Source organism: Tabrizicola sp. (assembly GCF_016792905.1).
In the GTDB taxonomy this organism is placed as follows: Bacteria; Pseudomonadota; Alphaproteobacteria; order Rhodobacterales; family Rhodobacteraceae; genus Tabrizicola.
The window spans coordinates 1-20344 of the sequence record NZ_JAEULP010000035.1; the positions used below are offsets into that span (position 1 = coordinate 1).

Consider the following 20344-nt stretch of genomic DNA (forward strand, 5'->3'; position numbering starts at 1 on the left):
CTAGGCCGGCACCGCCTGCAACGTCCGCTCGCGGATCGGCAGGTGGACGATGGCCGAGAACGCGCCCACGCCGACGCCGATCCACCAGACGAGCGTGTAGTCGCCGTTCAGGTCATACATCCGCCCGCCCAGCCAGACGCCGAGGAACCCGCCGATCTGGTGGCTCAGGAACACCACGCCGTAAAGCGTGCCCATGTAGCGGATGCCGTAGATATGCGCGACCAATCCGCTGGTCAGCGGCACCGTCGCCAGCCACAGCGACCCCATGACCGCCGAGAACACCAGCACCGAGGTCGGCGTGATCGGCATCAGGATGAAGATCGCGGCGGCGAGGGTGCGGCCGACATAAATCCCGAACAGGAGGTATTTCTTGGTGTAGCGCTTGCCGAGCCAGCCCGCCGTCAGCGTGCCGACGATGTTGAACAGCCCGATCACCGCGATGGAGACCGCGCCGAGTGCCGAGGTCGTGGTGATGCCGAGGTCGGCAAGGATCCCGCCCGCATCTATCGGCGAGCACAGTTCGGTCACGAAGGCGGGGAAATGCGCGGTGATGAAGGCAAGCTGATAGCCGCAGGAAAAGAAGCCCAGGAAGATCAGCGTATAGGACGGGTCCCTGAAGGCGCGGACCAGCACGGTGCCAAGACTTTCCTCAAGCTCCTGCCGCGAGGCGAGTTGCGGGCTCCGCAGGAAGGGAAGTGCTGCGAGCGTCGCAAGAATCACGAAGGCGAAGATGACGAATACAGTCTGCCAGTGGTAGCTTTGCAGCAGCCACTCGGCGGTCGGCGCGCCGAAGACCTGACCGGCCGACCCGGCGGCGGTCGCGACGCCAAGCGCCATCGAGCGGTTTTCCGGGCTGGAGGCGCGCCCCACAATGGCCAGGATCACGCCGAATCCGGTGCCCGCGATGCCGAAGCCGATCAGGATCGCCAGCAGCTGGTGCTCGCCGGGCGTGACGGCATAGGCCGACAGCACCAGCCCCGCCGCATAGAGAAGCGCCCCGGCAATGATCGCCCTGCGGTCGCCGAAGCGCTCCGCCAGCGCGCCGAAAATCGGCTGCCCGATCCCCCAGGCCAGGTTCTGGATCGCGATGGCCAGCGAGAAATCCGACCGCAGCCAGCCGAACTCGGAGGCGATGGGGATCTGGAACACCCCGAAGCTGGCCCGCACCGCAAACGAGATCATCAGGATCACGCAGCCTGCGATCAGGACTGGGGTGATCAGCGGGGTCTTGGTCATGGCGGTCTCCGGAAGCTCGGGCGCGGAAGGTGCGCCGCCGGGAAACCAGCGTCAAATGGAGATTTGTGATGGGTACAGCAACGAATGCTGATTGCCCGGCCCGGCCCCTGATTTTCGTTGCGGATGTGCCGCAGATCGGTGGAGTATCGGCGGAAACCGCCCGGTGAAACCGCTTTGGGCTTTTGCCGATGGCGGGTGGCCGCTAAGGGCCGGAAGCGATTGTGCGGGAGGCTTGAATGACCGAATGGTGGCGTGGCGCAGTGGTCTATCAGGTCTATCCCCGGTCGTTCCAGGATTCGGACGGCGACGGGGTGGGCGACCTGCCCGGCATCACCCGACGCCTGCCCTATCTGGCCGCGCTGGGGGTCGACGCGGTCTGGCTTTCGCCCTTCTTCCGTAGCCCGATGAAGGACATGGGCTATGACGTCAGCGACTACTGCGACGTCGACCCGGTCTTCGGCACCCTCGCCGATTTCGACGCTCTGGTCGCGAAGGCCCATGAGCTGGGCCTGAAGGTCATCATCGACCAGGTCCTCAGCCACAGCTCGGACCAGCACCCCTATTTCGCCGAAAGCCGCAAGGACCGGGTGAACCCCAAGGCCGACTGGTATGTCTGGGCCGATCCGAAGCATGACGGCCTGCCCCCCTGCAACTGGCTCTCGGTCTTTGGCGGTCCTGCCTTCCAGTGGGACGCGCGGCGCAAGCAGTATTACCTGCACAACTTCCTGACCTCGCAGCCCGACCTGAACTACCACAACCCGGCGGTGCAGGACTGGGCGCTGGACAACATGCGTTTCTGGCTGGAACGCGGCGTCGACGGCTTCCGCTTCGATACGGTGAACTACTTCTTCCAGGACGCGCTGTTCCGCGACGACCCGGCGGATTACCGGGTGAAGGCGGAACCCGAGGGCAACCCCTACGGCATGCAGTACCACATCTTCTCGAAGAACCAGCCCGAGAACCTTCCGTGGATGGAGCGCATCCGCAAGCTTCTGGACGAATACGGCGCGGCAAGCGTGGGCGAGATGGGCGAGCAGCACCACGCGATCCGGATGATGGGCGAATACACCGCGCCGGGGCGGCTGCATCAGTGCTATTCGTTCGAGCTGATGGGCTATGACTTCGACGCCGCCTTCTTCCGCGACCGGGTGGAGGGCTTCTTCAAGGGCGCGCCCGACGGCTGGCCGATGTGGGCGTTTTCCAACCACGACGTCGTCCGCCACGTCACCCGCTGGGCCAAGCATGGCGAAAGCACCGATGCCGTGGCCAAGCAGGCTGGCTCGCTGCTCCTGTCCTTCGAAGGGTCGATCTGCCTCTGGGAGGGCGAGGAGCTGGGCCAGACCGACACGCCCCTCGACCTGGAGGAGCTGACCGACCCGCAGGGCATCAACTTCTGGCCGGAGCCCATCGGCCGCGACAACACCCGGACGCCGATGGTCTGGGACGGCTCGCCCAGTGCCGGGTTCACCACGGGCAAGCCCTGGCTGCCGGTGAAACCGGAACAGGCCGCCCGGAATGTTGCGGGGCAGGAGGGGGCACAGGGGTCGGTGCTGGAACACTACCGGGCGGCGATCGCGTTCCGGAAGGGGTCGGCGGCGCTCTGCGCGGGGAAGACGCGGTTCCTGGACCTGGCCGAGCCGGTGCTGGGCTTCGTCCGGGGCGAGGGGGAGGGGGCGCTCCTTTGCCTCTTCAACCTCTCGCCGGTCGCGGTTTCGGTCACGGTGGCCGGGGTCGGCGCGCCGGTCGGGCCGTCGCTGCATGCCGTGTCGGACGGGGATCGGCTGCGGCTTGGTCCGAACGCGGCGGCCTTCCTGCCGGTGACGGGGACAGTGGCCGTCAGCCTGTAACCTGTCCACGCAGGACAGGATTTTGAATGGCGTCAAATCAATGGTTTGCTCGTGGTCATTTACCAGGGGTCAACCACACTGGACCTGTGCCACCGTTGCCGACGCTTGCCTGGACCTATGGCTTCGGCCAATCTGGACCTGCGCCGCAGCCGTGCCAGGACATACGCCTGACCGGTAGCCTGGACCATGAGGACGCGAATGACCGAAGACCTGTCGCACTGGACCCCGCGCCCGCGCCCCGAGCGCACCGTGCAGGAGGGCCGCTTCGTGCGGATCGAGCCCTTGGACCCCGCCCGGCATCTGGAAGGCTTGTTCCAGGAAACCGCCATCGCCGATACCGAGGCCGACCGCCGCTTCACCTGGCTGTTCGAGACCCCGCCCGCCAGCCGCGACGTCCTGGGGCAGTGGATGGAAAAGGTCGCGGTCAGTCCCGACCCGCTGTTCTTCGCCCTGATCGACAAGGCCAGCGGGCGCGTCGCGGGACGGCAGTCGCTGATGAGGATCGACCCGAACTTCGGCGTGATCGAGATCGGCAACATCTACTGGGGACCGACCATCGCCCGCAAACCGGCGGCGACCGAGGCGCTGTATCTCGCGGCCCGGCATGTCTTCGACGACCTCGGCTACCGCCGTTTCGAATGGAAGTGCAACAACCTGAACGAGCCGTCGAAGAAAGCCGCGCTTCGGTTCGGCTTCCAGCACGAAGGCGTGTTCCGGCAGCATATGGTGGTCAAGGGCCTGAACCGCGATACCGCCTGGTTCGCGATGATCGACAAGGACTGGCCAGCACTCCGCGCAGGCTACGAGGCCTGGCTTGCACCGGAAAACTTCGATGCCAACGGGCAGCAGAAGCGGCGGCTTGAAGACTGCCGGTAGGGTGGGCATGCCTCGCACACGCGACGCAAGACGCCGGACGAAATGCCCGAACTGCACGCCCTCTGCCGTCGCACCACCCTGTCTCGGGCCAGCGGCCGGGGCCGGGCCTCAGGCAATGACCCGGGGCTCGGCAAGACCCCTGGCCACGCCGGGGAAGGCGAAGAGCTGGCCGGAGGCGGGATGCCGGGCGCGGGCCTCGGCGTCCATGTGCTCCAGCGCGGTGGTGACGAACAGGGTGGAGAGGTCGGCGCCCCCGAAAGCCGGGCACGAGGCATGTGGCGCGTCGGGGGTTTCCACGGCCTCCAGGAAGACGCCGTCAGGGCCATAGCAGGCGACGCGCCCCGCGCCCCATTGCGCGTTCCAGAACCGCCCCTCGGCGTCGATGACCGCCCCGTCGGGGTTCAATCCCGCCCGGTCGAGGTCAAGCCAGACATGCGGCTCGCCCCTGGGCCAGCCCTGTGCGTCAAGCGCGACCTTCATCACCTGCCCCGTGGCGGTGTCGGCGAAATGCGCGGCAGCACCGTCCTCGGTGAAGCAGATTGCGTTCGGGATGGTGATCCCGGGATACAGCTGGCGCAACTCGCCCCTGTACCAGCGCCAGATCGCGCCCACGCCCTTCTCGGTCTTCTTCCCCATCGTGCCGAACCAGAAGCCCCCCTGCCGGTCGGCCCGGCCATCGTTCGACCGCGTGACTGCGGTTCCGACGCTGGCAACCGGGCTGTGCGACCCGGTCGTCAAGTCAAAGCGGAGAAGCCCGGTTTCCGAAGCGATCAGCAACTCGTCACGGGCCATCCAGCCCGCGGCCGAGACATAGTGGGCGAAGGTCCAGGACTGCGCGGCAGAATGCAGGGTGCGGTTCAGGATGTCGAACCAGAACAGCTCCTCCCGCAGGGGGTGCCAGAGCGCGCCTTCGCCCAGTTCGCAGGGGCGGGTGTCGAAGATCATGGAAAGACCTCGTCATAAGCCGCGACAATGGCGGCGGCCTTGGTGGCAATCCCGGCAGTGGAGAGGCCGGGGGTGTAAAGCGCGGTGCCGATGCCGAAACCGTTCGCCCCGGCGCGGGCCCAATCGGCGAAGTTCGCCGGTCCTGCGCCGCCGACGGCATAGACCGGCAGGTCTTTCGGCAACACGGCGCGGATCGCCTTCAGGCCGTCGGGTCCAAGCAGGTTGCCCGGGAAAAGCTTCAGCCCGGTCGCGCCCGCCTTGATCGCGGCAAAGCATTCGGTGGGGGTCATCACCCCGGGCCAGGAGTCCATCCCGGCAGCGCGGGTGGCGGCGATGACCTCGGCGTCGGCATTGGGCGAGACGACAAGGCTGCCCCCCGCCGCCTTCACCTGCGCGACTTCCGAGACAGTCAGCACCGTTCCCGCGCCGATCTCGGCCCCGGGAACGGCAGCGACCATCGCGGTGATCGAGGCGAAAGGGTCGGGCGAGTTCAGCGGCACCTCGATCCTTGTGATCCCGGCGGCGACCAGCGCCCGGGCGGCGTCGGCGGCTTCGGCGGGCGTGATGCCGCGCAGGATGGCGATGATGTTGCGATGGGTCATCTGGCGGCCTCGCTTTCGGGCGCAAGCGCGGCAAGGCCCGCGAGCGTGCAGTCGGTGGCATTCATCCGCTCTGCCGCGATCCCTTGGGCGGCAAGGGCGCGGGCATAGGCCGCGGAAAGCTTCTCGGCGCCCACCAGCGTCACCCGCTGGCCAAGCCAGTAGGGTTTCGCCCCCGCCAACTCGGTCCCGATCAGAAGGCCGGACAGCCGGGCGCGGGCGGCATCGGGGGAAAGGCCCGCGATCAGCCCCTCGGCCCGCAGCGAAAAAAGCCGCGCGCCAAGGCGTTCGGGGCGGGACAGGGCATCCGACACGCCGGTGTCAAAGGCCGCATCGTCCCGGCCCGTCGCGCCCTGCATCCCGTGGCGCAGGACCGAGGCTTCGGAAAGAAGCGCGAACAGCTCGCCCGTCATGAAGGTCTGGAAGCTGACGACCTCGCCCGCGCTGACCTGCGCCCATTTCGAATGGGTGCCGGGCAGGCACAGGACGCCGTCGTAGCCGGGCAGCAGGCGCAGCACACCGGCGATCTGGGTTTCCTCGCCGCGCATGACGTCGGCGGGTCTGGCCTGCATCAGGCCGGGCGCGATGGAAACGGCAAGGCGCGGGTCGGTGGTGGGCGCGGCGATCAGGCCACCCCGGTCAAGCGGCGGACAGGGGACGCTGCGATAGGGTGCCTCGACCCAGCCCTGGCGGCTGCCGACCATGCCGCAGGCCACGACCGGGGGTTTGCGCTCCAGCCAAGGCCCGATCAGCCGCAGAAGCGCAGGCTCGAACCCGTCGCGGGCAAGCTTGCCCATACCTTCGGGAGAGTCCGCCTCGGCCAGCACGGTGCCATCCGCCGCCATGGCCCAGGCGCGCAGGTTCGAGGTGCCCCAGTCGACGGCGATCCAGGCGGGAGAAAGCTGGGTCATCCGGAAATGTACCCCCCGTCCAGCACCAGGGTTTGCGAGGTCATCATCCGGGATGCGTTGGAGGCAAGGAACAGCACGGTTCCGGCCACATCCCCGGGCTGGATCGGATCGGGCAGGCATTGCCGCGCCAGATGGTTCGCCAGCGCCTCGGGCGTGACCCACATCTCCTTCTGCCGCTCGGTCAGCACCCAGCCGGGGGCCACGGCATTCACCCGGATCCGGTCCGGCCCGAATTCGCGGGCCAGCGTCCGGGTCAGGCCGACGATGCCGGCATTGGCGGTGATGTAGGCGGCATAGCCGGTATCGGCCATCATGAAGCTGATCGAGGAGAAGTTGATGATCGAGCCCCCGCCCGCCGCCTGCATGCCGGGGATCACCGACTGGCAGGCGAAGAAATAGGACCGCAGGTTCACGTTGATCGACCAGTCCCAGAAGGTCTCGTCGGTCTTCAGCGTCTCGTGCCGCTGGTCGTTCGCCGCGTTGTTCACCAGAACGGTGATCGGACCATGCACCCGCGCGGCGGTCGACAGGGTCAGTTGCAGCTGGTCCGTCACCGAGATGTCGCAGGGCAGGAACAGCGGGCGGTTGCCGGTCGCCTGTTCCATGGCATCGCAGAAGGCCGTGGCGTCCGAGCGCTGGCAGAACGCGACCTTCGCGCCCTGGCGCAGGAAGGCCTCGGTCAGCGCAGCACCAATGCCCGATCCGCCGCCGGTGATGAAAACCGACTGGCCCTTGAGGTCCGGGAAGCTTGCCACACTGTCCATCTGCCCGCCGTCCTTCCTGTCGCCAGTACAATCCTAACGGGACCGACGGCCACTGGCCACGATTCCCGCAGGGCTCGCCGTCGTACCACGGTTTCATTATTTGAAACCAAGTCTTGAATAATGGAAACTATGTCGGCTATTCTTGACCCTGTCAACGACGGCATTGGCAAGGGGTGCGCGGGATGGTGGCAGGGGGACATGCGGATGGCACGGTCGGCAAGGCGCTTGAGGTGCTGGACCTGGTGGCAAGCCATGGCCGCCCGCTGCGCTTCTCCGATCTGCTGGTCCGGTCGGATTTCCCGAAGGCGACGCTTTACCGCCTGCTGCAAACCCTGACGCATCAGGGAATGCTGGACCATGATCCCGAAACCGGCAACTATGCTGCGGGGCTGCGGCTGGTCCGGCTGGCGCATGCGGCCTGGGCGCACTCCTCGCTGGCGCCGATCGCGCGACCCTTTCTGGATGATCTTGCGGCCCGGACGGGCGAGACGATCCATCTGGCGCAGCTGGATCAAGGGCAGGTCCTCTATGTCGACAAGCGCAATGCAGCGCAGCCGGTCGAGATGTTCGCCCAGGCCGGAAAGGTCGGCCCCGCCTACTGCACCGGGGTTGGCAAGGCGATGCTGGCCTGGCTTGCGCCCGAGGCGCTGGAAACCGCGCTGGCGCGGCAGTCGTTCCACCGCCACACCGCGCAGACCCTGGACAACCGCGAGACGCTTTTGGCCGAACTGGCGGCCATCCGGGCCCGTGGCCATGCCTGGGACCGCGAGGAGCACGAGCCGGGTATCATCTGCTGCGCCGTGCCGATTCTTTCGGGCTCCGGCCGGGTGCTGGGCGGGCTGTCGGTGACATCGACCACGACCCGCACGACGCTGGAGGCGCTGGGCGCCCTGACGCCGATGATCGGGGAAATCGCGGCGAAGATCGCGGCCGAGGCGGAAAGCTGGCGCTTTCCGGACGAGGCTGCGGTCAGGGACGGTGCGGGTCCGCGGTGAACGCTGGCTATCGACGTCATCGCTTGCTCCGCCACGATGAGAAGGCGAAGCCCCACGAGGAGCCATGTGTTAAGATTTCCTGAATGCCCGCGCCCAACCCATTGATTCCAAAGGGTCGGAAAATCTGTCCACCGTGGACAGGTCAGTGCCCGGCGAGGAACTTCTCGGCATCCAAGGCCGCCATGCAGCCCATCCCGGCGCTGGTCACGGCCTGCCGGTAGATGTGGTCGGTCAGGTCGCCCGCCGCAAAGACTCCGGGGATCGCCGTCCGGGTCGATCCGGGTTCGACGACGACATAACCGCCGGAATGCAGCGGAAGCTGGTCCTTGACCAGTTCCGACGCCGGGGCATGGCCGATCGCGACGAAGAACCCCGCGCAGGGCACATCGGTCTCGGCCCCGGTCTTCACGTTGCGGACCTTGACGGCAGTGACGCCCAACGGGGTTTCGGTGCCCAGAACCTCGGTCACTTCGCTGTCCCAGATCACGCTGATCTTCGGGTTCTTGAACAGGCGGTCCTGCATGATCTTTTCGGCCCGGAAGCTGTCGCGGCGGTGCACCACGGTGACTTTCGACGCGAAGTTGGTCAGGAACAGCGCTTCCTCGACGGCGGTATTCCCGCCCCCGATCACCACCACTTCCTTGCCCCGGTAGAAGAACCCGTCACAGGTCGCGCAGGCGGAAACCCCGAAGCCCTTGAACTTTTCTTCGCTGGGCAGCCCCAGCCATTTCGCCTGCGCCCCGGTCGCAAGGATCACGGCATCGGAAGTGTAGGTGGTGCCACTGTCGGCGGTCGCGGTGAAGGGGCGCTTCGACAGGTCGAGCGCGGTGATATAGTCCGAGATCACCTCGGCCCCCATCGCCTTGGCGTGTTCTTCCATCCGGACCATCAGGTCGGGGCCCTGCACGGTATGATCGCCGGGCCAGTTCTCGACATCGGTGGTGATGGTCAGCTGGCCGCCGGGTTGCAGGCCCTGGATCAGGATCGGCTCCAGCATGGCGCGGGCGGAATAGACGGCGGCGGTATAGCCCGCAGGGCCGGAACCGATGATCAGAACCTTGGTATGCCGCGTCTCGCCCATCATCGCCCCCCTGGATGCCGGACCCCGATATAGCCACCCGTGACGGGGGCGGAAAGCCCCTGCATGACGGGGTTGCACGGAACGCCGTGGATCGTTTTCTTGCGTGCTGTTGAAATATTATTGCGCAAGCGGGCCCCCGCGCGTAAGTAAGGCCCCAGAACGGAGGCACCATGGCCGCGCACAAGCTTGATCCCATCGACCGCCAGATTCTGGCCGAATTGCAGGCCGATGGTCGGATGACCAATGTCGAGCTGGCAAGCCGGGTCGGCATTTCGGCGCCGCCGTGCCTGCGCCGGGTCAGGGGGCTGGAGGAGCAGGGCTTCATCCGCGGCTATCACGCCGACATCAATGCGCGGGAACTGGGGTTCGAGGTTCAGGTCTTCGCGATGGTGCGGCTGAGTTCGCAGGCCGAGGCAGACCTTGCCGCTTTCGAGGCGCGTTGCCGGGCCTGGCCCCTGGTCCGCGAATGCCACATGCTGAACGGCGAGATCGACTTCATCCTGAAATGTGTCTCACCCGACCTGTCGACCTTCCAGAGCTTCCTGACCGAGGAACTCTTGAAGGCCGACCACGTTGCAAACGTCAAGACCAGCCTCGTCATCCGCTGTGCGAAGGACGAACCCGGCCTGCCGTTCGATATTCTGGAAGCGCGGCTGGCGAAGAACGCCTGATCCTCAGCGCGCGGCGTCGGAAACCTGGCGGGTTGCGGTCTTCAGGCGCATGGCAAACCCCTTCTGGCCGGCAACCATGGCGGTGCGGCCCGAGGTCTGGCGGGCCGAGGCGCGGGCAACGACGCGGGTATCTTCGCCATCGCCGACGGTTTCCAGGATGGAGAGGATCCAGCGGCGCTTGGTCTTCATCTGGATGATCATCGCTTTCCCCGTCGCAGCACAACCTGACAGGGAAATCCTTGACTGGCGATTGCGGCAGGGTTGGGGAAGAACCGTGCTGCAATCGGAGCATTTCATGCCACCTTTCGCCGCCTTATAGCCTTATTGTCGAGATGAGCCGCCCGTAGTCCGCCTCGCCCGCATGGGTGGTTCGGCGGAAGGAATAGAAGCGCGAGGGGTCGCGATAGGTGCAGTGGCCGGTCCATTCCGCCTGCCTCACCCCGGCCTCGCGCAGGCGATGCAGGCCATAGGAGGGCAGGTCGAAGAGCAGCCGGTCGCCCACGCCACTGGCGAAAAAGCGGGTGCTGGCCTCGTCCTCCGCCCGGAAGAGGTCGAAGAATTCGGGGCCGACCTCATAGGCGGCCTGGCTGATCGTCGGGCCGATGACGGCAACGATCCGCGACCGACGGGCGCCGAGCGATTCCATCGCCTCGATTGTGGCTTCCAGCACGCCATCGACCGCGCCACGCCAGCCGGCATGGGCGGCGCCGATCACCTCTGCGTCGGGGTCGGAGAACAGGACGGGCTGACAGTCGGCGGTCAGGACGGCAAGGAGGAGGCCGGGCGTCGCCGTCACCAGCGCATCGGCCTCGGGGCGGATCGACAGCGGGCCGGTGACGGGAAGGGCCTTGGATGAATGAACCTGATGCACTGTCACCAGCGCCTCGGGGCCGACACCCATCGCCTCGGCGACGCGGGCGCGGTTGATCGCGACGATCTCGGTCTGGTCGGTCGATCCGGTGCCGCAGTTCAGCCCGGCGAAGATGCCGGACGAGGCTCCGCCCTTGCGGGTGAAGAAGCCGTGGCGGGCCTCCAGAACGTCCGAGGTGATGATTTCCAGCGTGGAGGGCATCAGGCGAATCCGGGGGGCGGCGGGGCACCGGCCGAGGTGACGGCCAGCACTTTGAACAGCGAACCCATTTCCGACGGATCGGTCAAGCGCCGATGCGCGGCGCGGTGGCTTTCCAGCCGCTCGCCGGTCATGCTTTGGGCCAGCCGCTCGGCCCGGGCGTCGATGCCAAGGCGGGTGAGGAAGGTGCCTTGGGTTGTATAGAAATGGTGTTGGTTCTCAGCCAATGGCTCGAAGTCGACATGTGCGGTCAGGTCAGCCTCGCCGGGATGAGCGAGGGGGTCGTCGAAGGCATGCCGTCGCAGCGCCTGCAACGTGTCACCGCGCGAACGCCAGTCGCCGTAGTCGATGACAAGGGCAACGCCCCCATGGTGGTACAGCCGGTGATGCACCTGCCGCATCATGAAGCGACCAATCCGGTTCTCTTCGATGACCATGCCTTCCTCGCGCTGGTGCATGGCCATCGTTCCGGGAAGCGTCGGGCCCTCCGCCAACCCGAAGGCCAGCGCCCCATCCTGCAATCCGATCAGGCGTTCATGCCAGCCGCCTTTCACGTACTGGTACTGATGAATTGGCAGGGCATCGAAGAACTCGTTTGCAACCAGAAACAGCGGCTGCTCGGGCAGATCGCCCGCCGCTTCGATCCAGCGCAGGCCAAGGTCATCGCCTCGGCAGATCGTCTTCTGTTGCTTCTGGCGCAGGACGGGCGAGGCTTCGACCAGCACCACCTGCGCAGCCGCATGGAAGCCGGGGACGCCGCGCGTCGCGCGCAGGATGTCGGCCATCAGCGTGCCGCGACCGGGACCAAGCTCGGCCAGCGTGAAGGGGGTGGGGGAGCCGCGGTCGAGCCAGCTTTGCGCGAGGGCGAGGCCCAGAAGCTCGCCGAACATCTGGCTGATTTCCGGGGCGGTGGTGAAATCCCCTGCGGTCCCGAATGGGTCGCGCGTGGTGTAGTAGCCGTGGACCGGGTGCAGCAGGCATTCGGCCATGTAGTCAGCCACAGTGATCGGCCCGGTCTCGCGGATGCGTTCGGCCAGCAGGCGGGCGAGGGGGGTCATTGCGCGCGGGCGCGTAGGACGAACCACAGCCCGGCAGCGATCATCGGCAGCGACAGGAGCTGGCCCATGGTCAGGCCGTAGCTGCCGAACTGGACGGCCCAGCCGATCGGGTTGCCCTCACTCACGAACTGCGCGTCGGGCTGGCGGACGAATTCCACCAGGAAGCGGGCGATGCCGTAGCCCGCAAGGAAGACCCCCATCAGCGCGCCGGGGCGCTTGAACCAGCCCTTGCGGAAGGCGAGCCAGAAAAGGACCAGGGCGAGGAGCAGCCCCTCCAGCGCGGCCTGATACAGCTGGCTCGGGTGCCGGGCGCAGGCACCGGTCAACTGGGCGCAGGTCTGCGCGGCGGCGCCGGGGAAGATCACGCCCCAGGGCAGGTCGGTCGGCCGACCCCAAAGCTCGGCGTTGATGAAGTTGGCAAGGCGGCCAAGCATCAGGCCGACCGGGGTGGCCACGGCCAGCAGGTCGCCCATCGACAGCATCGCGATACGCTCGCGCCAGCAGAACCAGAGCGCGGCGATCACCACCCCGGCGAATCCGCCGTGGAAGGACATGCCGCCGTTCCAGACCTGGAAGACCTGCAGCGGATCGGCAAGGTAGGTCGGCAGGTCGTAGAACAGGACATAGCCCAGCCGCCCGCCAAGGATCACGCCCAGGATGATCCAGGTCAGCAGGCGTTCGACCTGTTCCGCCGTCAGGGGCGGATCGCCCGCCCAGAGCTGCGGCGTGCGGACCGCGCGCAGGACGATCCACCAGCCGAAGAGGAGTCCCGCGATATAGGCCAGCGCATACCAGCGCAGCGCGATCTCGTGGCCGAAAAGCGTGACCGAGAAGAGGTTGGGCGAGATGTCGGGGAAGGGGATCATGCGGGCCCTTTCAGCTTTGGGACCGCTTGTCGCGGGCAGGGCAGGGGATGTCAACCGCGGCTTGCCCTGTGCGCGGGCCGGGGCCATATAGGAACCAGCCGCTGAGGGAGACCGCCATGCAGACCCGCAACAAGTTCTTCGACGACATGAGCCAGCTCATGACCAATGCGATGGGCGTGGCCCAGGGCGCCAAGACCGAGGCCGAGACGGCGATGCGCAGCTTTGTCGACCGCTGGATGGCCGACCGCGATTTCGTCACGCGCGAGGAGTTCGACGCGGCCCGCGCCATGGCGCAGAAGGCGCGGGAAGAGAATGCCGCGCTGGAAGCCCGGATCGCCGCGCTGGAGGCGGCGCTGGCCAAGAAGAAGGGCTGACACCGGGCTTCCGGTAGCGGACAGGCGCGGGAATCCTCGTGCAAGGTCGGCGTGTGGTCGCATAGGGTGATTGCCGAACCCCTGTTCGAGGTGCCCCAGATGACCATCCATCCCGAAACCCGCGTGGGCCATGTCCATCTCAAGGTCGCGGACCTTGACCGGGCAATCGCCTTCTATTCCGGCATCCTTGGTTTTGACGTGACCCAGCGCTATGGCGCGCAGGCGGCCTTCCTGTCGGCGGGCGGGTATCACCACCATATCGGGCTGAACACCTGGGACAGCCTGGGGGGCTCGCCGCCGCCGCCCGGACATACCGGGCTTTACCATTCGGCCTTTCTCTTCCCGGACCGGAAATCGCTGGCCCAGGTGCTGAAACGACTGGTCGAGGCGGGCTACCCGCTGACCGGAGCCACGGATCACGGCGTGTCCGAGGCGCTGTATCTGGACGATCCGGACGGCAATGGCGTGGAACTTTACCGCGACCGGCCCGAGGCCGACTGGCCGCGCGACGCAGACGGTTCGCTGAAGATGATCACCAAGCGGCTGGATGTGCAGGCGCTCTTGGCCGAGGCGGACTGATCAGGTTCGGATCAGCCGGAAGGCGGCCGATGCGCCCCATCCTGCCACGGCGGCCAGCACCAGCGAGACGAGGCCGTATATCAGAGGCTGCTGTTGGGCGAGGTTGAAGATGAACCGCTCCAGCCCTTCCTTCCGCACCCCGATCACCCGTTCCTGGCTGGCCACGACGCGCTTGTCGCGCAGAAGGAACAGGCGGACCTTGTATTCGCCCTCGGTCAGGTTCGAGGGCAGCACGACGTCGGTGCGGAACAGCGTGTCCTCGGTCAGTTCGACCTTGCCTTCCAGGATGCGGTAGCGGCCTTCGTTGGTGCGCACGCGCAAGAGCGCCAGCACGAATTCCCCGGCCTTGTCGGCCTCGGCCGCGATGCCGATGGCGCGGATCACCCGCTCGATGGTGATGCCATAGCGCAGGTTGTCGATGTCCGACAGGATATGGTTCAGGGGACCTGTCGTGGCGACGGCATAGAAGCTCGGGGCGCTGTCGACATGGACCGAGGCGTTGTTGACCCAGATCCCCGCCACGCGGTCCTTGCGCCGCACGGCGACCGGGGTGGATGGCCCCTCGACGGTGACGATCACCTCCAGCGGGCCACCATCGGGCGGCGGGGCCTCGCGCTTGACGGCCCCGTAGATCAGGATTTCCGAGCCGTCGAAATCGGCGGTGATCGAGACGCGGTTCTGGCTCATGCCCGAGACGATCACCTCGTTCGCTGCGGCGGGCAGGGCCAGCGCGACGACAAGGGCGAGCGCGCGGATCATGGCAGGACCCCCGGCGCGACCGAATAAAGCTCGTCCGGGGTGACGAGGAGATCGGCCGCGATGCGGAGCGAGACGGTGAGGACGAGAAGCGACAAGAGGATGCGCAGCTGTTCCGCCTTCAGCCGGACGCCGACGCGGGTGCCGATCTGGGCGCCGATGACGCCGCCGAGGATGAGGAGGAGCGCCAGCATCATGTCGACCGTCTGGCTGGTGACGGCATGCATGATGGTGGTGAAGGCCGAGACGAAGATGATCTGGAACAGCGAGGTGCCGATCACCACCTTGGTCGGCATCCCCAGCAGATAGATCATCGCCGGCACCAGGATGAAGCCGCCGCCCACCCCCATGATCGCGGCCAGGAAGCCCACCGCTGCGCCGATCAGGGCGGGGGGAATCACGCTGATGTAAAGCCCGGAGGCGCGGAACTTCATCTTGAAGGGCAGCCCGTGCACCCAGGAATGCACATGCGCCCGGCGGATCGGGGCGCCGCCCGGCTTGCGCGAGCGCATCAGGCTGCGCAGGCTTTCCTGCAGCATCATCGCGCCGATCAGGCCCAGGAAGATGACGTAGGACAGCTGGACGAACAGGTCGACCTGGCCAAGCCGGGTCATGATGCTGAACACCCAGACCCCGATGGCCGACCCGGCGATCCCGGCGAACAGGAGCACCGTCCCCATCTGGAAATCGACGCCCTTGCGGCGCAGTTGGGCCAGCACACCGGACACCGACGAGGCAACGACCTGGTTCGCGCCGGTGGCCACGGCGACGGCGGGGGGCACGCCGATGAAGAACAGAAGCGGCGTGATCAGGAAGCCGCCACCGACCCCGAACATGCCCGAGAGAAACCCGACGATGCCCCCCAGCCCGAGGATGAGGAAGGCATTGACCGAGACCTCGGCGATGGGGAGGTAAAGCTGCATCGAGGCGGCAATCGGTCAGAAGGTGGGGCGGAGGCGAAAGCGGTGGAGTGTTCAAAGGGTTGCGCGCCTTTCCCGGCGAAGTCAAACCCCGATTCGTCTCACTTTCGCGAGCGCAGGAATTCCCGCAGAATCCGTTCCAGTTTTGCCGCACCCAGGGGGGCCATGGCCTTGGTATGTTCGTGGCTGATCTTCTCGTCCGACATGCCTGCCGCCATGTTGGTGATGGTGGAAATCGCCGCGACCTTCAGGCCCAGGAAGCGGGCGAGGATCACCTCGGGCACCGTCGACATGCCGACCGCATCGCCGCCCATCAGCTTCAGCATGCGGATTTCGGCCGGGGTTTCGAACGAGGGGCCGGAATACCAGCAGTAGACGCCTTCCGGCAGGTCGATGCCCAGCCGCACGGCGGCGGCTTCCAGTTGCAGGCGCATGTCGGGGTCATGCGCATCGGTCATCGGCACGAAGCGGGCGTCGGTCTTCTCGCCGATCAGCGGGTTCAGGCCGGAATAGTTGATGTGATCCGAGAGGAGCATCACGCTCCCCGGCGGCACGTCTTCGCGCATGGAACCGGCGGCATTGGTCAGGATCAGCTGGCTGGCCCCAAGAGCCTTCAAGACCTGCAAGGGCAGCAGCATCGCCCGGGGATTGCCGCTTTCGTAATAATGCTCCCGCGCCCCGAAAGCCGCGACCCGGACTCCCTCCAGCGTTCCGATGTGCAGGTGCGGGTTGTGCCCCGAGACGCCGACATGCGGAAAGCCGGGCAGGTCGGCATAGGGGATCGCGACGCCGTCAACCGCATGGGCGAGATGCCCAAGGCCCGAACCGAGGATCAGCCCCAGTTCGACCGGCGCATCCCCGGCGCGGTTGCGGATCAGGTCGGCCAGTGCGGCAGCGTCTGCCATGACCTAGCGTTCCTTCACATAGGGCTCGCCCCCCGCGCGGGGCGGGATCGCCTTGCCGACGAAGCCTGCAAGAACCAGGACGGTCAGGATATAGGGCAGCGCGTCGAGGAAGGGGACGGGAACCTTCATGTGCACCACCCGCTCCACCACGTCGGGCCGCAGCGCAAGCGCCTGGAAGAAGCCGAACAGCAGGCAGGCCCCCATCGCCTGCACCGGGCGCCACTTGGCGAAGATCAGCGCGGCCAGCGCGATATATCCGCGCCCTGCCGTCATCTCTTTCCCGAACCCCGCTTGCAGGGCGGTTGCCATGTAGGCGCCCGCAAGGCCGCAGAGGACGCCGGTGATCATCACGGCAGAAAACCGAAGGCGATTCACGCTGACCCCGGCGGTATCGACGGCGGCGGGGTTCTCGCCCACGGCGCGCAGGCGCAGGCCATAGCGGGTGCGGTACAGGACCCACCACGTCAGCGCGACGATGACGAAGGCGGCGTAGACGAGGATCGAATGGCCGGAGATCACGTCGGCATAAAGCGGACCGATCACGGGCACCGGGCGCAGCGCCTCGGCGAAGGGGAGAGTCAGTTCGCCGAAACGGGCGGCGCCGGTCAGCGGCGGGGTGCGGCCGCCCTGGCCAAACAGGCTTTGCGCCGTCAGCACGGTGATGCCCGAGGCGAGGAAGTTCAGCGCCACCCCGGCGATCAGCTGGTTGCCGCGGAAGGTGATCGAGGTCACGCCATGGATCAGCGCAAAGACCAACGACCCGCCGATCCCCGCCAGTGCCCCCGCCCAGGCCGATCCGGTGTAATAGGCAACCGCCCCCGCGCACATGGCGGCGGTCAGCATCTTGCCCTCAAGCCCGATGTCGAAAACGCCGGAGCGTTCCGAGTAAAGCCCGGCGAGGCAGGCGAGGAGGAGGGGCGTGGCCAGCCGCAGGGTGGAATCGAGGATTTGCAGAAGGGTGCCGTAATCCATCATGCGGCCTCCAGCTTGGGCTGCCGGAAGAGGGCGAAAATGCGGGTCAGAAGCATCCGCACCATCACGTCCAGGGCGCCGGTGAAAAGGATGACGAGGCCCTGCACGACGGTCCGCAGTTCAATCGGGATCTTGGTCCAGAGGCCCAGTTCGGCCCCGCCCTGGAACAGGAAGCCGAACAGAAGTGCGGCCAGCACCACGCCGACCGGATGGTTCCGGCCCATCAGTGCCACCGCGATGCCGATGAACCCGGCACCCGAGGCCGAGTTGCCCAGAAGCCGCTCCGCCTCGCCCATCACGTTGTTGATCGCCATCAGCCCGGCAAGGCCGCCGGAGATCAGCATGGCGATCATGATGATCCGGGTCGGGTTGATCCCGGCATAGCGGGCGGCGGATTCCGATTTGCCGAAAGCGCGGATCTGGTAGCCGAGCCGGGTGCGCCAGAGGAGGAGCCAGACCACCACCGCCATCGCCAGCGCGATGAAGAAGGTGACGTTGGCCGGGACCTTGGTTTCGAAGATCAGGTTGACGCCCGGAATCTCGTTGAACCTCGGCAGGTGCGCTTGCGGAGGGAAGTTCGCCGTGGCCGGGTCCATCTTGCCCGGCGGGCGCAGCACGTCGACCAGCATGTAGATCATCAGGCTGGCGGCGATGTAGTTGAACATGATCGTGGTGATCACGATATGGCTGCCGCGCTTGGCCTGCAGATAGGCCGGGATCGCCGCCCAGGCCGCCCCGAAGAGGGCCGCGCCGACCGACGCGCCGAGGAGCGCCAACGTCCAGTGCGGCCAGGGGATGAAGAGGACCGCGAGCGCCACGCCAAGCCCGCCCAACTGCGCCTGCCCCTCGCCGCCGATGTTGAAGAGGCCGGCATGGAAGGCGACCGTCACGGCCAGCCCGGTGAAGATGAAGCTGGTGGCGTAGTAGAGCGTATAGCCCCAGCCGTAGGCGTTCATCACCGAGCCTTCGACCATCACCGTGATCGCCTCCCACGGGTCCTGGCCGATGGCGATGATGACAAGGGCGCTGATGATCGCGGCCAGCGTGAGCGAGACGAGGGGCACAAGGGCGACATCGGCCCAGCGGGGGAGACGGTCCATCAGGCGGCCCTCCGGTCGATCTTGATGCTGGGCGTGACCCCCCCACCCCGGCCCTCCCCCGCGGAGGGGGGAGGGAGGCACCGGGTCGCGCCCTCAGTCGTATGAACGCCGACAGCGCAGGACAAAAAGCGCGCCGCGTGACGTCCCGCGCTTCCCCTCCGCCTCTGTGGGGAGGGGAGGGGGGTGGGGGGCTGCCGCAAGTCAACCAACATCACGCCGCCTCCCCCTTGCCAGTCACGCCCGCCATCAACAGGCCCAGCTCGCGTTCATCCGTCGTTTCCGGGTCACGGAAGCCCATGATGCGGCCGTCGAACATCACTGCGATGCGGTCCGAAAGGCTCATGATCTCGTCCAGTTCGACGCTGACCAGCAGGATCGCCGCACCGGCATCCCGCAGGGCGATGATCTGCTTGTGGATGAACTCGATGGCGCCGATGTCGACGCCCCGGGTCGGCTGGCCGATCAGGAGAAGCGCCGGGCTCTGTTCTATCTCGCGCGCGACGACGATCTTCTGCTGGTTCCCGCCCGAGAAGGACTTGGCCGGAAGCCAGCAGTCCGGCGGGCGGACGTCGAACTTCTCCATCTTCTTCCGGGTGTCGTCGCGGAGCGCGTCGTTGTCCATAAGAAGCGCGTTCTTCTGGTAGTCCGGGTCGTTGAAATAGCCGAAGGCCATGTTCTCCCAGGCGGTGAAATCCAGGATCAGGCCGTGGTGATGCCGGTCCTCGGGCACATGGGCGATGCCCGCCGCGCGGCGGCTTTGGCCGTCGGCGCCAGGACCCGACAAGGGCAGGTCGGCGCCCTTCAGGCTCGCCCTGCCCGTGGCGCGGATCATCCCGCCCAGGGCCTCCATCAGCTCGGTCTGGCCGTTCCCGGCAACGCCGGCGATGCCGAGAATCTCGCCCGCCCGGATCTCGAAGCTGACGCCCTTCAGCCGTTCGACCTTGTGCTCGTCGCGGACACGCAGGTCCTCGACCTTCAGCACCACCTCGCCGGGCTTTGCGACACCCTTCTCGACCTCCAGCAGCACCTTGCGGCCGACCATCAGCTCGGCCAGCTGTTCCGGGCTGGTCTCGGCGGTCTTCACCGTCGCTACCATCGTCCCCCGCCGCATGACAGAGACGTTGTCGGTCGCCTCCATGATCTCGCGCAGCTTGTGGGTGATCAGGATCACCGTCTTGCCCTGGTCCTTCAGCCCTTTCAGGATGCGGAACAGGTGGTCGGCCTCGTCCGGGGTCAGCACCCCGGTGGGCTCGTCCAGGATCAGGATGTCGGCCTGACGGTAGAGCGCCTTGAGGATTTCCACCCGCTGCTGGTGGCCGACCGAAAGGTCCTCGATCAGGGCGTCCGGGTCGACGTCGAGGTCATAGTCGCGGGCCAGCCGGTCCAGCTCCTTGCGCGCCTTGGCGAGCGAGCTGTTCAGCATCTGGCCCTCTTCGGCCCCGAGGATGATGTTCTCCAGCACGCTGAAGTTCTGCACCAGCTTGAAATGCTGGAAGACCATGCCGATTCCGGCGCGGATCGCGCTCTGGCTGTCGGGGATGGGCGTGAGCGCGCCGTTGACGAAGATCTGGCCGCTATCGGCCTTGTAGAAGCCGTAGAGGATCGACATCAGCGTCGATTTCCCCGCGCCGTTCTCGCCGATGATGCCGTGGATCGTGCCCTTCGGCACCGCGATGTTGATGTCCTTGTTCGCCTGCACCGGACCGAAGGCCTTGGAGATGCCCTTCAACTCGATGGCAAAAGCAGCGTCGGCCCCATTCGTCGCGACCATATCTTCCCCCGTGTTGCCCGGCCCCTCTCGCTTCACCTGCGACTTCTCT

Annotated in this window: 22 protein-coding genes; 6 read left to right on the plus strand and 16 right to left on the minus strand. The window is 66.7% G+C overall.

The genetic code is table 11. The features are described from left to right. Complete coding sequence (locus JNL31_RS07250) at positions 1 to 1236, minus strand: MFS transporter (protein WP_294971664.1); 1236 nt, start codon at positions 1234 to 1236, stop codon at positions 1 to 3. 236 nt (positions 1237 to 1472) lie between these two features. Here JNL31_RS07250 and JNL31_RS07255 point away from each other — a divergent pair, with 236 nt between their 5' ends. Next, complete coding sequence (locus JNL31_RS07255; protein WP_294971667.1) at positions 1473 to 3083, plus strand: alpha-glucosidase; 1611 nt, start codon at positions 1473 to 1475, stop codon at positions 3081 to 3083. A gap of 198 nt (positions 3084 to 3281) precedes the next feature. Then, positions 3282 to 3959, plus strand: coding sequence for a GNAT family protein (locus tag JNL31_RS07260; protein ID WP_294971669.1), 678 nt, complete (start codon positions 3282 to 3284; stop codon positions 3957 to 3959). A gap of 108 nt (positions 3960 to 4067) precedes the next feature. On the opposite strand, the gene JNL31_RS07265 is transcribed toward JNL31_RS07260, so the two are convergent. Genes JNL31_RS07265 through JNL31_RS07280 form a run of 4 tightly spaced genes read right to left on the minus strand, consistent with a single transcriptional unit; the run spans position 4068 to position 7178 of the window. After that, positions 4068 to 4904, minus strand: coding sequence for an SMP-30/gluconolactonase/LRE family protein (locus JNL31_RS07265; RefSeq protein ID WP_294971673.1), 837 nt, complete (start codon positions 4902 to 4904; stop codon positions 4068 to 4070). Then, positions 4901 to 5506, minus strand: a complete 606-nt coding sequence (locus tag JNL31_RS07270) for a 2-dehydro-3-deoxy-6-phosphogalactonate aldolase (protein ID WP_294971675.1) — start codon at positions 5504 to 5506, stop codon at positions 4901 to 4903. Before JNL31_RS07270 ends, JNL31_RS07265 begins: the two co-directional genes overlap by 4 nt. Then, positions 5503 to 6414, minus strand: a complete 912-nt coding sequence (locus JNL31_RS07275) for a 2-dehydro-3-deoxygalactonokinase (protein ID WP_294971678.1) — start codon at positions 6412 to 6414, stop codon at positions 5503 to 5505. Before JNL31_RS07275 ends, JNL31_RS07270 begins: the two co-directional genes overlap by 4 nt. Continuing rightward, positions 6411 to 7178: an SDR family oxidoreductase gene (locus tag JNL31_RS07280; RefSeq protein WP_294971680.1), complete on the minus strand. Its 768-nt coding sequence runs from the start codon at positions 7176 to 7178 to the stop codon at positions 6411 to 6413. Before JNL31_RS07280 ends, JNL31_RS07275 begins: the two co-directional genes overlap by 4 nt. Before the next feature lie 182 nt (positions 7179 to 7360). Here JNL31_RS07280 and JNL31_RS07285 point away from each other — a divergent pair, with 182 nt between their 5' ends. Continuing rightward, complete coding sequence (locus JNL31_RS07285; RefSeq protein ID WP_294971683.1) at positions 7361 to 8173, plus strand: IclR family transcriptional regulator; 813 nt, start codon at positions 7361 to 7363, stop codon at positions 8171 to 8173. Between the two features lie 142 nt (positions 8174 to 8315). Here the strand turns inward: JNL31_RS07285 and trxB are convergent, their stop codons facing one another. Continuing rightward, positions 8316 to 9254 carry a thioredoxin-disulfide reductase gene (gene trxB, locus JNL31_RS07290; RefSeq protein ID WP_294971686.1) on the minus strand — a complete coding sequence of 313 codons (939 nt, stop codon included), beginning with the start codon at positions 9252 to 9254 and terminating at the stop codon, positions 8316 to 8318. 170 nt (positions 9255 to 9424) lie between these two features. Here trxB and JNL31_RS07295 point away from each other — a divergent pair, with 170 nt between their 5' ends. Further along, positions 9425 to 9925, plus strand: coding sequence for an Lrp/AsnC family transcriptional regulator (locus JNL31_RS07295; protein WP_294971689.1), 501 nt, complete (start codon positions 9425 to 9427; stop codon positions 9923 to 9925). A gap of 3 nt (positions 9926 to 9928) precedes the next feature. Here JNL31_RS07295 and JNL31_RS07300 read toward each other — a convergent pair whose 3' ends face one another. From JNL31_RS07300 to lgt, 4 genes are all read right to left on the minus strand, one after another. After that, entirely contained in the window at positions 9929 to 10126 is a 198-nt protein-coding gene (locus JNL31_RS07300; protein WP_294971690.1) for a hypothetical protein, read from the minus strand. A 112-nt stretch (positions 10127 to 10238) separates the two neighbouring features. Then, the gene (pgeF, locus tag JNL31_RS07305) at positions 10239 to 10997 is read right to left on the minus strand and encodes a peptidoglycan editing factor PgeF (protein ID WP_294971693.1); all 759 of its coding nucleotides are present in this window, start codon (positions 10995 to 10997) and stop codon (positions 10239 to 10241) included. Next, complete coding sequence (locus tag JNL31_RS07310) at positions 10997 to 12052, minus strand: SAM-dependent methyltransferase (protein WP_294971696.1); 1056 nt, start codon at positions 12050 to 12052, stop codon at positions 10997 to 10999. Before JNL31_RS07310 ends, pgeF begins: the two co-directional genes overlap by 1 nt. Then, the gene (lgt, locus tag JNL31_RS07315) at positions 12049 to 12918 is read right to left on the minus strand and encodes a prolipoprotein diacylglyceryl transferase (protein WP_294971698.1); all 870 of its coding nucleotides are present in this window, start codon (positions 12916 to 12918) and stop codon (positions 12049 to 12051) included. Before lgt ends, JNL31_RS07310 begins: the two co-directional genes overlap by 4 nt. A gap of 116 nt (positions 12919 to 13034) precedes the next feature. Between lgt and JNL31_RS07320 the strand changes: the two genes are divergently transcribed. Further along, positions 13035 to 13292 (plus strand): accessory factor UbiK family protein, encoded by a 258-nt coding sequence (locus JNL31_RS07320; protein ID WP_294971701.1) that lies wholly within the window; start codon positions 13035 to 13037, stop codon positions 13290 to 13292. A 99-nt stretch (positions 13293 to 13391) separates the two neighbouring features. Beyond that, entirely contained in the window at positions 13392 to 13871 is a 480-nt protein-coding gene (locus tag JNL31_RS07325) for a VOC family protein (protein WP_294971703.1), read from the plus strand. On the opposite strand, the gene JNL31_RS07330 is transcribed toward JNL31_RS07325, so the two are convergent. From JNL31_RS07330 to JNL31_RS07355, 6 genes are all read right to left on the minus strand, one after another. After that, the gene (locus JNL31_RS07330) at positions 13872 to 14630 is read right to left on the minus strand and encodes a TIGR02186 family protein (RefSeq protein WP_294971706.1); all 759 of its coding nucleotides are present in this window, start codon (positions 14628 to 14630) and stop codon (positions 13872 to 13874) included. Further along, the gene (locus JNL31_RS07335; protein WP_294971709.1) at positions 14627 to 15550 is read right to left on the minus strand and encodes a sulfite exporter TauE/SafE family protein; all 924 of its coding nucleotides are present in this window, start codon (positions 15548 to 15550) and stop codon (positions 14627 to 14629) included. The genes JNL31_RS07330 and JNL31_RS07335 overlap by 4 nt, the downstream gene beginning before the upstream one ends. A gap of 98 nt (positions 15551 to 15648) precedes the next feature. Next, on the minus strand, positions 15649 to 16452 hold the full coding sequence (locus JNL31_RS07340; RefSeq protein WP_294971712.1) for a purine-nucleoside phosphorylase: 804 nt from the start codon (positions 16450 to 16452) through the stop codon (positions 15649 to 15651). A 3-nt stretch (positions 16453 to 16455) separates the two neighbouring features. Continuing rightward, positions 16456 to 17424 (minus strand): ABC transporter permease, encoded by a 969-nt coding sequence (locus JNL31_RS07345; protein ID WP_294971714.1) that lies wholly within the window; start codon positions 17422 to 17424, stop codon positions 16456 to 16458. Further along, entirely contained in the window at positions 17424 to 18524 is a 1101-nt protein-coding gene (locus tag JNL31_RS07350; protein ID WP_294971717.1) for an ABC transporter permease, read from the minus strand. Before JNL31_RS07350 ends, JNL31_RS07345 begins: the two co-directional genes overlap by 1 nt. 211 nt (positions 18525 to 18735) lie before the next feature. Next, positions 18736 to 20295, minus strand: a complete 1560-nt coding sequence (locus tag JNL31_RS07355) for an ABC transporter ATP-binding protein (RefSeq protein WP_294971719.1) — start codon at positions 20293 to 20295, stop codon at positions 18736 to 18738. Positions 20296 to 20344 lie beyond the last annotated feature (49 nt).

Excerpts from the sequence above, each read along its gene's own strand:
- JNL31_RS07275 (WP_294971678.1), bottom strand. The coding sequence starts at position 6,414 with ATGACCCAGCTTTCTCCCGCCTGGATCGCCGTCGACTGGGGCACCTCG.
- lgt (WP_294971698.1), bottom strand. The coding sequence starts at position 12,918 with ATGATCCCCTTCCCCGACATCTCGCCCAACCTCTTCTCGGTCACGCTT.
- JNL31_RS07260 (WP_294971669.1), top strand. The coding sequence starts at position 3,282 with ATGACCGAAGACCTGTCGCACTGGACCCCGCGCCCGCGCCCCGAGCGC.
- JNL31_RS07295 (WP_294971689.1), top strand. The coding sequence starts at position 9,425 with ATGGCCGCGCACAAGCTTGATCCCATCGACCGCCAGATTCTGGCCGAA.
- JNL31_RS07335 (WP_294971709.1), bottom strand. The coding sequence starts at position 15,550 with ATGCAGCTTTACCTCCCCATCGCCGAGGTCTCGGTCAATGCCTTCCTC.
- JNL31_RS07310 (WP_294971696.1), bottom strand. The coding sequence starts at position 12,052 with ATGACCCCCCTCGCCCGCCTGCTGGCCGAACGCATCCGCGAGACCGGG.
- JNL31_RS07255 (WP_294971667.1), top strand. The coding sequence starts at position 1,473 with ATGACCGAATGGTGGCGTGGCGCAGTGGTCTATCAGGTCTATCCCCGG.
- JNL31_RS07325 (WP_294971703.1), top strand. The coding sequence starts at position 13,392 with ATGACCATCCATCCCGAAACCCGCGTGGGCCATGTCCATCTCAAGGTC.
- JNL31_RS07300 (WP_294971690.1), bottom strand. The coding sequence starts at position 10,126 with ATGATCATCCAGATGAAGACCAAGCGCCGCTGGATCCTCTCCATCCTG.
- JNL31_RS07330 (WP_294971706.1), bottom strand. The coding sequence starts at position 14,630 with ATGATCCGCGCGCTCGCCCTTGTCGTCGCGCTGGCCCTGCCCGCCGCA.
- JNL31_RS07350 (WP_294971717.1), bottom strand. The coding sequence starts at position 18,524 with ATGGACCGTCTCCCCCGCTGGGCCGATGTCGCCCTTGTGCCCCTCGTC.
- JNL31_RS07280 (WP_294971680.1), bottom strand. The coding sequence starts at position 7,178 with ATGGACAGTGTGGCAAGCTTCCCGGACCTCAAGGGCCAGTCGGTTTTC.
- JNL31_RS07340 (WP_294971712.1), bottom strand. The coding sequence starts at position 16,452 with ATGGCAGACGCTGCCGCACTGGCCGACCTGATCCGCAACCGCGCCGGG.
- JNL31_RS07320 (WP_294971701.1), top strand. The coding sequence starts at position 13,035 with ATGCAGACCCGCAACAAGTTCTTCGACGACATGAGCCAGCTCATGACC.
- pgeF (WP_294971693.1), bottom strand. The coding sequence starts at position 10,997 with ATGCCCTCCACGCTGGAAATCATCACCTCGGACGTTCTGGAGGCCCGC.
- JNL31_RS07355 (WP_294971719.1), bottom strand. The coding sequence starts at position 20,295 with ATGGTCGCGACGAATGGGGCCGACGCTGCTTTTGCCATCGAGTTGAAG.
- JNL31_RS07265 (WP_294971673.1), bottom strand. The coding sequence starts at position 4,904 with ATGATCTTCGACACCCGCCCCTGCGAACTGGGCGAAGGCGCGCTCTGG.
- trxB (WP_294971686.1), bottom strand. The coding sequence starts at position 9,254 with ATGGGCGAGACGCGGCATACCAAGGTTCTGATCATCGGTTCCGGCCCT.
- JNL31_RS07250 (WP_294971664.1), bottom strand. The coding sequence starts at position 1,236 with ATGACCAAGACCCCGCTGATCACCCCAGTCCTGATCGCAGGCTGCGTG.
- JNL31_RS07270 (WP_294971675.1), bottom strand. The coding sequence starts at position 5,506 with ATGACCCATCGCAACATCATCGCCATCCTGCGCGGCATCACGCCCGCC.
- JNL31_RS07285 (WP_294971683.1), top strand. The coding sequence starts at position 7,361 with ATGGTGGCAGGGGGACATGCGGATGGCACGGTCGGCAAGGCGCTTGAG.
- JNL31_RS07345 (WP_294971714.1), bottom strand. The coding sequence starts at position 17,424 with ATGGATTACGGCACCCTTCTGCAAATCCTCGATTCCACCCTGCGGCTG.